Source organism: Flavobacterium sp. ALJ2 (assembly GCF_015594725.1).
Lineage (GTDB): Bacteria > Bacteroidota > Bacteroidia > Flavobacteriales > Flavobacteriaceae > Flavobacterium.
Map to the genome: position 1 here is coordinate 34,122 of NZ_JADNRC010000001.1, position 12,926 is coordinate 47,047.

The following is a 12,926-nucleotide window of genomic DNA, read 5'->3' on the forward strand; positions in this document are numbered from 1 at the left end:
CAAATGAAGAATATAAAAGTAACTATAACAGTATTAATGGCTTTATTTTTATTCCAATCTTGCTCTGAGGACAAGATGGATGAAATAAATGAGAATAAAAACAATCCAACAGATGTGCCTACTAGTTTGGCTATCACGGATGTAATGATTTCTTCTGGTTTTTCTACAACTGGTGCTGATAATTCATTTTACGCTGGGGTATACTCAGAGTTAAATGCAGGAAATCATAACCAAATGTATAATGCACAAATTAGACGTGGAGAACCTCAACTTGCAACAACTTACAACAATAGCTGGGTTGAAATTTACTCGCAACTAAGATCGCTAAAAATTATTATTGAAAAGTGTACTACAGGGAAAGAAAAAGGAAACTACCAAACTTTAGGTGTTGCTCAAATTTTATTCGCATATAATTTGGCTATATTGACAGATCTTTTTGGAGATGTTCCTTATTCTGAAGCTTTACAGCCAAATACAATCTTTCAACCTAAAATAGACAAACAAGAAGCTATTTATGAAGCTATTTTTCAAAGATTAAATGAAGGTATTTCAAATCTAGATAAAACTACAACTTATGCAGGTTTAGGAAATCAAGATTTAATCTACAAAGGAGATTCAAAAAAATGGAAAAAAGCAGCAAACGGATTATTAGCAAGATATACTATGAGATTATCTCTTAGAAAAGCTGATTACCAAGCTGTAATTAATTATGTAAATGCTTCATTTTCTGGTGTAGATGAAGAATTCAAACTTGCAAATGATGCAATTCCAAATCCTTATGCTAGATTCCAAGTTAATGTAGGTGCAATATCTGTAGCAAAAAGTTTCTATGATATTATGATAGCAAACGGAGCAACGGATGCTCGTACTAACGCATTTTTCTCAAAAATAGATGGTGTAGTTAAACCTTTTGACAATGCATCATTAGCCACTATAGAAGGGCAGGGTATCTATTCTATCTCTGCTATTATTAGTGAAAAAAACCCAATTTACTTGTTAAGCTATCATGAATTATTATTCTTAAAAGCTGAAGCTGAAGCGAGATTAGGTTTAACTACTGCTCAAACAACTATGAATGATGCTATAAAAGCTGCTTTTACTAAAAAACAAGTGGTAACTTTTACTGCTGCCCAAGCAGATACTTATATAGCTTCTATAGGAATTTTAACAGGTAATGCATTATTGAAAAAAATAATGGTAGAAAAATATATTTCTTTTTACGAAAATGAAGGCATAGAATGTTATAATGATATTAGACGTTTAAAAGCTATGGGTAATGGGGATTTCATACCTATGGTAAACCCAAAGCCTGCATTTTTTCCACAAAGATTCGGTTATGGTCAATCTGATGTTTCTGCTAACTTAAATATTAAAGAAGCATTTGGAGATGGGTCATATGTATACTCAGAAAATGTTTGGTGGGCTGGAGGAACAAGATAGTTTTTTTTAGTACTGAAATAATTTAGAAAAAGTGCACTCATTTATCAGAGGACACTTTTTTTAAAATATGTTTTTAATAAAAAGGAGTGGAAGATAAATTTTTCTACTCCTTTTTCGTATTTTAATATGTAATTAGCAGTAACAATCTTGTTGCTGTTTTTTTTGTAGTTTTTTTTAATGTAATACCATAAGTTGTTGTTTTATGAAAAATATAGTTGATTAGGAGATTTGCAATAATACTGCATAACTAGATAAAAATCAACGTTTTATTGTTGGTAATGTATATGAGATTGTGAAAAAGATTAACCAAAATAAAAGCAATAATTTATTTACTGGTTTTTTGTCCTTTTTTATGATTTTTAGAAGATGCCTCTTATAATGGTGTAGATTATGATGCTAATGATGTAATAAAAGAAATATATCAAGAAGTAAATAATACCATTATAAAATGTACCGATAAAGATGGTAATTTTGTTATAAATGCAATACCGAATAATGTGAACCCTGGTAGGAGTGCTGCTAGTAATAGAACTGATACAGGTTTGTCTCTGGATATAGGAAAGGAAGATGATTCTAGCAGATCACATATCAATACTTGCGTATCGGGAGAAAGTAACCAGTTACTGATAGCAGCTTATTGTAGATAATCAAAAATAAATAAGAATAATTAATTAGATTGTAATAGTGCAGTTTAATAGTATTTACGTAAAACAACATTCTGTAAAGTATTGAGGAAAGTACTGAAATGTATTTTAAAAAAGGAGAGGAATCTATCTATGATTTTGCTCCTTTTTTTGTTTTTTATAATGTATAGATTTCAGCTAAGACAGGGTTTTTATATACATGAATAAGGGTTGTGATTTGTAATAATATGATCGAGGAAAGGCTTAAGTAATTGTGTTTTTTATTAGTAATTATTTACCACGTTTGGTTTTTGTACTTTATTCAAATTTTCACGTCAATTAAGAATAAGGTCTGTAATTAGATTTAATTATAGGATTCAGTCTTATATTCTTTGTTATTCATGCATTAAGAGTGTTTGTTTTAACAGTTTTAGCGCATTCTTGATACATGGAATTTAAAAAAAAATGCAATTTTTTTTAATTATTTTTTTAAGCTTTTTTCTTTCTTTTGTTGGGTTGTTGTTGTGTTTAATTTTTAGAGTGTATTAAGATATAGTATGGTAAAGTGGTTATTAAGTTCTTTGTAATAAGGTTTTTGTGTTTTGCTTTTTATTCCTGTATTTATTTTGAACAATTTTATTTTTAAGCACATTTTGATTAAAATGTAAGAAATGTGTTCTTTTTGATGTTTTTATTGATAAAAAGTGTTTTTCTTGTTAAAAAAAATATATTATGATTAACTTTTGGTTAATTAACTTTTTATTAAGATGTTTGCAGAATTACTAATTCAAAATATATTAATATGAGATTAAAATTTAAATGGATTTTTACACTACTAATGTTAGCGTTATCTATGCAGTTTTCTTTTGCTCAGGAGAAAAACATTAAGGGTGTGGTTACAGATGATTCTGGACCAATTCCTGGAGTGAATGTTGTGGTAAAAGGGACAAAAGTAAGTACACAAACAGACTTTAATGGTGTTTATTCTATTCAGGCAAAAGCGGGAGATGTTTTGCAATTCTCTTTTATGGGAATGAACGACGCTTCTGTAACTGTTGGAGCATCTAATAGTGTAAATGCAAAATTGACATCAGCTTCTCAATCACTTGATGAAGTTGTAGTAGTTGCTTACGGTAAGCAAAAAACAAAATCTATTGTAGGTTCAGTAGCAACAGTAGGTAAAGACATTTTAGAAAAGCAACAAGCTACGAATGTTTTAACAGCAATTCAAGGTAGTGTTGCTGGGGTTAACATTATCTCAGCAGGAGGTCAACCAGGTGAAAGTCCAACCATACGTATTCGTGGTATTGGGTCTATCAGTTCTTCTGCAGAGCCTTTGATTATTTTAGATGGTGCACCTTTTTCAGGGAATATTAACTCAATTAGTGCGGATCAGATAGAAAGCATGAGTGTGTTAAAAGATGCTTCTTCTACTGCTTTATATGGTTCTAGAGGAGCAAATGGTGTAATTATCATTACTACTAAAAGAGGTAAATTTAATACGCCTACAACGGTACACTTAAACTCTGTAGTAGGTGTTGGTAGCAATGCAGTTAAATTACATAAATTATTGTCAACAGATCGTCTTACGGAGTTAAGTTGGGAAGCAGTACGTAATGTAAATCAATATGGTAGAGGACAAGCTCCTGCATTAGCAGGTCAAAATGCATCTAATTCATTAGTGTCAGCTTTGGGGTACAATCCTTATAAAGCAACAGTTCCTGTTGATGCTAACGGAAAATTAGTTACAACAGATAAATATTGGGATACAGATTGGGAAAAGGCTTTGATTAATAATTCGGCTATAAGAAAAGAAAATTCTATCGCAATTAGTGGTGGTGGTGAAAATGCTGCATTTTCATTTTCTGCTAATAATTTGAACCAAGAAGGGGCTTTAGTTAATTCAAATTTTAAGAGAACTTCGGTTAGAGTTAGCGCAGATACCAAAATTAATGAATCACTAACCGCTGGTTTAAGTGTAGGTTATACTACATCAACTCAAAATTACCCAACGCAATCAGGAAATTCATATCAAAGTCCAATACAATGGATTTATAATGTTTCTTCAATTTATCCATTATATCAACATGATGATCAAGGGAATGAAATGTTTGATAATTTAGGAAGAAAGATTTATGATTATGGAGCAGGTGATGGAGCGTTAAATGCAGTGCGTCCAATGATGGGGAATGAAAATGCTTTAGGAGCATTGTATAATTATACTGTTAGAAATAATAGAGATGATATTACTATCAATGGGTATGCAGGTTATAAAATTACAAAAGATTTATCTTTCAAAACTACAATTGGATACCAAAGATATATGCTTGATAATTTTAACTATAGTTCTTCTCTATATGGTAATGCTGCTGGAGTTAATGGTAGAATAACACAAAATAGAGATATTACAACTTCTATAAATATTACGAATGTGTTAAGCTATAAAAAGCAATTTGGAAATCATACTATTGGTGTTGATGGAATTCAAGAGGCTTATAAGTTTAAGTTAGATAGAATGTATGCTCAAGGGGAAGGATTTTTGCCAGGAGTAGAAGTTAATGATGGAGCAACTAACCCAACAGGAGTTGGTGGAACTGTTACAGAAGAGCGTCTTAATAGTTATTTAGGTCGTGCTACATATAATTATGCTAATAGATATTTCCTTGAAGGTTCTTACCGTACAGATGGTTCATCTCGTTTTGCAAGAGATTCACGTTGGGGTAATTTCTTTTCTGTAGGTGGTGCTTGGAGTATTAAAGATGAAAGTTTCTTAGTAGATAGTAAAGTTATTAGTACTTTAAAACTTAAAGGATCTTATGGAGAATTAGGAAATAATAGAGCATTGAATGCTGATGGTACAGATTCTTATTTTCCTTACCAACAATTATATAATTTAGGATGGAGTGAAATGGATTACCCAGGAGTTTCATTGGGAGCGCCAGCTGATAAGAGTTTAACTTGGGAAAAAACAGCTTCATCGAATATTGGTATTGAATTAGGATTCTTTAATGATAGATTTAAAGCAGGAGCAGACTGGTATCAAAAAAAATCAATTGATTTAATTTATGCAATTCCAGTTGCAGGTTCAACAGGTAATACAACTTATTTAACAAATGCAGGTTCTTTGAAAAACTACGGTTTAGAGGTTTATTTAAGTTCTGTGAATGTTAAGAATACTAACTTTACTTGGACTACTGATTTGAACTTCTCTTTTGATAGAAATGAAGTTACATCTTTAACACAAGATTATATTATTAATGGTAGTAAGCGTTGGGAAGTAGGTAAATCTATTTATGATTTCTGGATTCAGGAATGGGCTGGAGTTGATTCGGCTACAGGTAAAGGACAATGGTATAAAGATGGTGTAGATACTAATGGAAATAGAAATACTACATTTAATTATTCAGAAGCTTCTCGTAACTATGTAGGGAAATCATCATTGCCAGATGTGGTTGGAGGACTTTCAAATTACTTCAAATACAAGAATTTTGATATGAATATCTTGTTCAACTTTAGTTATGGAGCTTACGTTTATGATTCATCATATGCATCATTAATGACAGGATTAAAAGATCCAGGACGTCCAGGATCTGCAGATTTAGAAAACCGTTGGCAACAACCAGGAGATATTACAGATGTTCCAAGATTGTATCAATCAACTCAGGATTATGCTTCTCAATCTACAAGATTTTTATTCAAAAATAATTATATCCGTTTGAAAGCATTGAATATCGGTTATAACTTTCCAAAAGATGTAATGAATTCTATTGGAGTAAATAATATTAGAATTTACTTGCAGGGAGATAATTTGTTGACTTTCCAATCTCATAAAGGAATTGATCCAGAACAAAGTTTTTCTGGTACAACAGATAGTAGAACATACAACCAAAGATTGGCTTCTTTAGGGTTTTCGATTGATTTTTAATAATAAATTTAGTATATGAAAAATATAGTTAGAAATATAACAGCTGCCTTAGTAAGTGTAATTTGCTTAGGTAGTTGTAGTCAGGAATTTTTAGATGAAGTAAAACCTACTACAGGAGTTCCTATTGAAAGTATTTATGAAAGCAGAGCCACTGCTGAAGGGGCTATGGCCGGGATATTGAGACGTTTCAGAGGGCAATTTGAAAATGCAGCAGGTGTTGCTACTACAGATGTAGGTGGGTTAAATTCAATTTTTTATGCAAGATCGGTTAAAGGTAATGACGTGATATCTACAACTAGTTGGTATGGAACTGATTACGAGAACAATAATAGAGAGCCTACATATCGTAGACCTACTTTTACTTGGAATTATCCTTTTTTTATGATTAATCAGGTTAATAACTTTATTAAACAGGTTAATGCTAGTACAAAAATAGTAGAGGATGATAAAAATGAATTGTTGGGACAGGCGTATGCATTACGTGCTTTCTTTTACCACCAATTAGTTTTGGAGTTTTCAAAATCATATAATGAGGATCAAAATTATCCAGCACCACCTATCTATAAAGAGCCTACTGTAGAGCCTAAAGGGATGTCTACTGTAAAGGAAGTTTATGATTTTATGGTTGATGATTTGACTACAGCTATCCCTTTATTGTCTGAAGACCGCTTAGGAAAATCTTTTGTGAATAAGGAAGTTGCAAATGCTATATTAGCACAAGTTTATCAGGTAATGGGTAAATGGGATTTGGCAGAAGCTGCTGCTGTAGAAGCGTATGGTGGAAATGTCACTTCGGTTTTAGATGCTGGTGGTTATGGTTCAGGTTTTAAAGACAATGCTAGTGTAGAATGGTTATGGGGATCTCCTCAAAGACCTGATCAAAGTAATTACTATTATTTAGCACCTCACGCTTTTTCTGATCATAGATCTCCTGGTTATTATTCTGCATATGTAAATTCAACATTTGTTAGTTTATTCTCTGCTACAGATGTTAGAGGAGGAGTAGGGCCAACTAAATTATTTAATAAAAAATCAGCAACACTTCCATCTACTGATTATAGATACTATGTTTCGAACAAGTTTTCGTTTACATTTAGTTCTCATTCTCCAATCATCAGATATGCTGAGATGATATTAGTTGATGCAGAAGCAAAAGCAAGACAAGGAAATAATGGTGGTGCAAAAACTGTATTGTTTGCATTACAAAAAAATAGAGATGCAAATGCGGTACAAAGTTCAAATACAGGACAAGCTCTTATTGATGAAATTTTAGTTGAAAGACGTAAAGAGTTATTCCTAGAAAATGGAGTGGAATGGTTTGATGCAAAACGTTTAGGAAAAGGAATGCCTAGAGATGGTAATCAACGTTTAAAAGGACCTAATGCAGGAGTAACTTATGATTTACAGGCTCATGATTTAAGATTTATGCTTAAAGTTCCTCAGTCTGAAATTGATGCAAATCCATTTATTGACAATACTGTTAATAACGGAAAATAATTTCAGCATAATAATATCAAAGTAGATTGCTAAAATCCGCTTTTTTAAAACCCGCTTTTTATAAGCGGGTTTTTTATTTTTAAAAACTTTTTTCATTTACCTTTGCGTCATCCTAAATTGTCGAAAATAATATCTAAATATATATAACCCTTTCAAATGAGAATTCTCTTTTTAATTTATCTTTTAGTACTACCCACACTATTGTTTTCTCAGGCAAAAGCAAATAATAAAAGTAATTTAGACATGAGTGGTGCGCATCATGGGCTTAATGATACTATTAAAGCCAAAAAGAAAGTAGCAAGGATAGATCAATATAGATATATAACACTTGAGCGTGATACAACTTATCTGGATACATCACTTACAATTCAAAAAGAATACAGCCATAATTACTTGCGAAAGGATAATTTTGGACTATTGCCTTTTTCTAATATTGGACAAACATACAATACACTTCAATATAGCTTAACCGATTTTACTCCATATCCTGAAATGGGTTTTAAAGCAAAGCATTTTAATTTTCTAGAAGCCAATCAGATTCAGTATTATTCTGTTGCAACTCCATTAACTGAATTGTATTTTAAATCAACAATCAATAAAGGGCAAACACTAAATTCGTTTATAACTTTGAATATGACTGAAAGATTTAATGTTTCGGCAGAATATAAAGGATTGCGTTCAGAGGGGAATTATATAAATCAATTGTCGAGTACAGGAAATTTTAAATTAACAGCAAGTTATAGTACAAAAAAAGGGCAGTACTATCTTAATGCGCATTATACCTATCAAGATATTTCTAACGAAGAAAACGGAGGTATTACTACACCAGGAGATTTCGAAAGTGGAGATGCAGATTTCAAAAACCGACAAAGGTTAGAAGTGTATCTTACTGATGCAAAATCATTCTTAAAAGGAAAACGATTGTTTTTTGATCATGCTTATAGGATAAATGAAACGCATGGAAATAATAATTTGTATGTAACCCATCAATTTAATTACGAAAACAAATTTTTCGAATACTATCAGCCAACAGTTTTATCCACCGTTGGCACGAAAAATGTTCTTCGATTTGGAGATTCATATGTAACAAATAATATTAATGACCAGTCGCATTATAACAAAATGTATAATAAGGCAGGAATAGCTTATGAAAATATATTGCTAGGAAAATTTCAATTTTTTATAGATGATTTTAGAAGTAATTCATACTATGGAAGAGTTTTGATTTTTGATGATGGGGTGATTATTCCTAGCTCATTAAGTCAGAATATTAATAGTTTTGGAGGACAATACGAATATCAAAAAAACAAATGGAACGGTAGATTTTTATATTCAAGATCAATCACAAATCAATCACTTTCCAATTTAGAAGCAAAGCTTAAGCATGATTTTAGTGATAAAATTAAACTTTCATTTGAGTATCAAAACATAAATAAGTTGCCAAATAATAACTATAATTTATATCAGAGTAGTTATATAGAGTACAATTGGTCGAATAAATTTAAGAACGAAAAAATTAATTCTTTAAGCGCTAACGCAACGACACCTTGGGTTAATATGTCATTTCAGTATTCTGTATTGAATGATCATATGTATTTTGAAGATCAATCAACAACTACGCAAGCTAATGCAGGTACCCAAATTATAAAACCAGCACAATACGATGGTACAATCAACTACTTAGAAGTAAAAGCTAGTAAGGAGTTTAAGTTTGGACGTTTTGCATTGGATAATACAGTTTTATATCAAAAAGTAGATCAGGCAAATGCGGTATTAAATGTGCCAGAAATCGTAACAAGAAATACATTGTATTACACAAATTATTTCTTTAAAAAAGCACTTTTTTTACAAACCGGAATTGTATTTAATTATTTTACTAGTTATTATGGGAATGATTATAATCCCGTAATTGGAGAGTTTTTTGTTCAAAATAAGAAAGAAATAGGAAACTATCCGAACTTTGATTTTTTTATAAATGCAAGAATCAGACAAACAAAAATATTTTTAAAAGCAGAGCATTTTAATTCGTCGTTTTCAGGTAGTAATTACTATTCAGCACCGAACAATCCCTATCGTGATTTTGTCATTCGATTTGGCTTAACTTGGAATTTCTTCCAATAAAATTAATTAATAATAATGGAAATCAGACCTTATAATTTCCAAACTTAATACAATGAAGTACTCAAAAAATATTTTAGAAACAATTGGCAATACACCTTTAGTTAAACTTAACAAAATCGTTGCCGAAATTGACGCATTAGTTTTGGCAAAAGTTGAAACATTTAATCCAGGAAATTCTGTTAAGGATAGAATGGCAGTAAAAATGGTAGAAGATGCTGAAGCAGATGGGCGTTTAAAGCCTGGAGGAACTATTATCGAAGGGACATCTGGAAACACCGGAATGGGATTAGCATTGGTTGCTATTATAAAAGGATACAAACTTATTTGTGTAATTTCGGATAAGCAATCAAAGGAGAAAATGGATATCTTACGCGCAGTAGGTGCAAAGGTAGTCGTTTGTCCAACAGATGTGGAGCCAACAGACCCTCGTTCCTATTATTCAGTTTCGAAACGATTGGCTGAGGAGACTCCAAATTCATGGTACGTAAACCAATACGATAATCCATCAAATGCATTGGCGCATTATGAGCAAACAGGGCCAGAAATTTGGGAACAAACAGAAGGTAAAATAACACACTTTGTCGTTGGGGTAGGTACAGGAGGAACTATATCAGGAGTTGCAAAATACTTAAAAGAAAAAAATCCGAATATTAAAATTTGGGGAATAGATACCTATGGGTCGGTTTTTAAAAAATACCATGAAACAGGTATTTTTGATGAAAATGAAATTTACTCCTATATCACTGAGGGAATTGGAGAAGATATTTTACCAAAAAATGTTGATTTCTCACTGATAAATGGATTTACAAAAGTAACAGATAAAGATGCTGCAGTTTATACCAGAAAAATTGCACTCGAGGAAGGGATTTTTGTAGGGAACTCAGCAGGAGCTTGTATAAAAGGATTATTGCAGTTAAAAGAACATTTCACAAAAGACGATGTAGTAGTTGTGTTGTTTCATGATTCAGGCAGTCGTTACGTAGGTAAGATGTTTAATGATGATTGGATGCGTGAACGTGGTTTTCTGGAAGAAAACATCACTAAAGCAGAAGATGTTATAAAAGATCATATCGATAAAAAATTGATCGTTGTGCGAACAGAAGAATTGGTTTCGCATGCAATTGAAAGAATGCGTAAATATAAGATCTCACAAATTCCAGTAGTCGATATTACTGGATTTGTAGGTTCAGTTGATGAAACAGATTTGTTTAGAAGTTACGTAGCAGACAAGAATGTAGCCGAAAAACCAATTAAAGAAGTAATGGGGAAGCCTTTTCCTATTGTAAAATTAGGGACACCAATAGAGGAAGTTTCAAAACTTTTTACAAAAGAAAATGATGCAGTTTTAGTAGATTTAGGAAATGGAAACCATCATATAATAACAAAATATGATATTATTGGTTCGATAAAATAAAATAATAATTCACACAATTTAAATAGCCACAAATCTAACGAGAATTCTCGCTGAATTTGTGGCATTTTTAGCTTGTAAAAAACATCGATAATGACTTTTACTGCTATAGATTTTGAAACTGCCATAGGGCACCACCCATGTTCAGTAGGTATTGTTACAGTAGAGAATGGTGTAATTGTAGATGAGTTTGTTACTTTAATCAAGCCACCTAATAATGAATACTCACCGTTTACAATTAGAGTACATGGTATTTATCCCCGCGATACGATAAATGCCAAAACCTTTGCTCAAGTATATCCAGAGATAAAAAAACGTCTAGAAAACAGAACCGTTGTTGCTCATAATGAGAGTTTTGATCGCAATGTTTTGATGAAATCGATGGCGCTACATGGTTTAAATTATGATGATTTAAACATTGCTTTGCGTTGGGAATGTACTGTTAAGATATATAAAGCAAGAGGCTTAAAGCCTACTAAATTAAGTGATTGCTGTCGTGAAATGAGAATTCAGCTCAATCATCACGAAGCATTATCAGATGCGAGGGCATGTGCTAAATTGTACTTATTGAAGTAATTTTCTTTCATTTATAAGTTTTTTGAATTACCTTAGGTGATCTCTTAAATGACTAAATAATGAAAGAAGATTTTTTGCATTACCTATGGAAATATAAAAAGTTTGATACTTTAAATTTAAAAACTTTTAATAATGAGGAGCTTATAATTATCAACGTAGGCCAGTATTTAGAATTGGCAGGGCCAGATTTTTTTAATGCTCAAATAATAATCGGAAATCAAAAATGGGCTGGAAACATAGAGATTCATTTAAAATCTTCAGATTGGTATTTGCATAATCATGAAAACGATAAAGCTTATGAGAGTGTAGTTTTGCATGTTGTTTGGGAACATGATTGTGAAATTTTTAGTCAAAATAACTCAGAGGTGCCTGTTTTGATTTTAAAAGATTATGTTTCAGAAGAAATTATTGAAAATTATAAAACCTTAATTACTCCTAAGTCTTGGATTTTTTGTGAAAAAGAAATCAAAGATGTTGATCCGTTTTTATTCATAAATTGGCAGGAACGACTTTTTTTTGAACGATTTGAGCGTAAATCACAACCTATTTATGATTTGTTAGAAATGACAAATAACGATTGGGAAGCAGTTTTATTTAGTTTCCTAGCTAAAAATTTTGGTTTAAATACAAATGGAAATTCTTTTTTTCAATTAGCACAATCCATCCCGTTTAGTATAATTAGGAAGGAAAGTTTTGAAGTTGAGAATCTTGAAGCATTACTCTTTGGAAATGCAGGACTATTAGATGTAGACAAAGAAGATAATTACTTTAAAGATTTAAAAATTAGGTATTTTTATCTTTTGAATAAATATCAATTAGAAAGAGCATATGTAGAGCCAATGCAGTTTTTTAAACATCGGCCGGATAATTTCCCAACAATTCGTCTTTCTCAATTGGCTAATTTATATCATAAATATCAAAATTTGTTTTCTAAGATAATAGATTTAAAGGCAGTCCATGAAATTTATGATTTGCTATTGGTTTCGGTAGCTCCATATTGGCAAAATCACTACCAGTTTGACAAAGAAAGTCCTTTTAAATCTAAGAAAACAGTTCATTCTTTTGTTGATTTACTTATCATAAATACAATTATTCCAATAAAGTTTGCCTATGCTAAAAAGCAAGGATATTCTATTTCAGAGGATTTAATAATACTTTTAAATCAAATTAAACCAGAAAAAAAACTCTATTATCGATAAGTTTAAGATGTTCAAAATTAATGCGAAAAATGCATTAGAGACGCAATCTTTATTACAGCTAAAGAATGAATATTGTAATAAAAATAGATGTCTTGATTGTGTTGTTGGAATGGAATTGCTAAAGAGTTAATAGA

7 protein-coding genes are annotated in these 12,926 nt (G+C 31.3%); all 7 read left to right on the forward strand.

Translation table 11 applies throughout. The annotated features are described in order from the left end of the window. Positions 1 to 3: 3 nt before the first annotated feature. The 7 genes from IUY40_RS00210 to IUY40_RS00240 all read left to right on the forward strand — a co-directional run bounded on the left by IUY40_RS00210 (position 4) and on the right by IUY40_RS00240 (position 12,792). A complete protein-coding gene (locus IUY40_RS00210; RefSeq protein ID WP_195734890.1) occupies positions 4 to 1,440 on the forward strand; it encodes a SusD/RagB family nutrient-binding outer membrane lipoprotein in 1,437 nt (478 codons plus the stop codon). Between the two features lie 1,425 nt (positions 1,441 to 2,865). After that, the gene (locus IUY40_RS00215; protein WP_195734891.1) at positions 2,866 to 5,988 is read left to right on the forward strand and encodes a TonB-dependent receptor; all 3,123 of its coding nucleotides are present in this window, start codon (positions 2,866 to 2,868) and stop codon (positions 5,986 to 5,988) included. Between the two features lie 15 nt (positions 5,989 to 6,003). Next, positions 6,004 to 7,485 (forward strand): RagB/SusD family nutrient uptake outer membrane protein, encoded by a 1,482-nt coding sequence (locus IUY40_RS00220; RefSeq protein ID WP_195734892.1) that lies wholly within the window; start codon positions 6,004 to 6,006, stop codon positions 7,483 to 7,485. A 156-nt stretch (positions 7,486 to 7,641) separates the two neighbouring features. Beyond that, positions 7,642 to 9,606 carry a putative porin gene (locus tag IUY40_RS00225; protein WP_195734893.1) on the forward strand — a complete coding sequence of 655 codons (1,965 nt, stop codon included), beginning with the start codon at positions 7,642 to 7,644 and terminating at the stop codon, positions 9,604 to 9,606. Positions 9,607 to 9,658: 52 nt separating this feature from the next. Continuing rightward, positions 9,659 to 11,020, forward strand: coding sequence for a pyridoxal-phosphate dependent enzyme (locus IUY40_RS00230; protein WP_195734894.1), 1,362 nt, complete (start codon positions 9,659 to 9,661; stop codon positions 11,018 to 11,020). A gap of 90 nt (positions 11,021 to 11,110) precedes the next feature. Beyond that, entirely contained in the window at positions 11,111 to 11,593 is a 483-nt protein-coding gene (locus IUY40_RS00235; RefSeq protein ID WP_195734895.1) for a 3'-5' exonuclease, read from the forward strand. 59 nt (positions 11,594 to 11,652) lie between these two features. Next, positions 11,653 to 12,792: a DUF2851 family protein gene (locus IUY40_RS00240; RefSeq protein ID WP_317190883.1), complete on the forward strand. Its 1,140-nt coding sequence runs from the start codon at positions 11,653 to 11,655 to the stop codon at positions 12,790 to 12,792. Positions 12,793 to 12,926 lie beyond the last annotated feature (134 nt).

Bases quoted from the DNA above. Each gene is read 5' to 3' on its own strand.
- IUY40_RS00235 (WP_195734895.1), top strand. From the start codon at position 11,111: ATGACTTTTACTGCTATAGATTTTGAAACTGCCATAGGGCACCACCCA.
- IUY40_RS00230 (WP_195734894.1), top strand. From the start codon at position 9,659: ATGAAGTACTCAAAAAATATTTTAGAAACAATTGGCAATACACCTTTA.
- IUY40_RS00220 (WP_195734892.1), top strand. From the start codon at position 6,004: ATGAAAAATATAGTTAGAAATATAACAGCTGCCTTAGTAAGTGTAATT.
- IUY40_RS00210 (WP_195734890.1), top strand. From the start codon at position 4: ATGAAGAATATAAAAGTAACTATAACAGTATTAATGGCTTTATTTTTA.
- IUY40_RS00225 (WP_195734893.1), top strand. From the start codon at position 7,642: ATGAGAATTCTCTTTTTAATTTATCTTTTAGTACTACCCACACTATTG.
- IUY40_RS00240 (WP_317190883.1), top strand. From the start codon at position 11,653: ATGAAAGAAGATTTTTTGCATTACCTATGGAAATATAAAAAGTTTGAT.
- IUY40_RS00215 (WP_195734891.1), top strand. From the start codon at position 2,866: ATGAGATTAAAATTTAAATGGATTTTTACACTACTAATGTTAGCGTTA.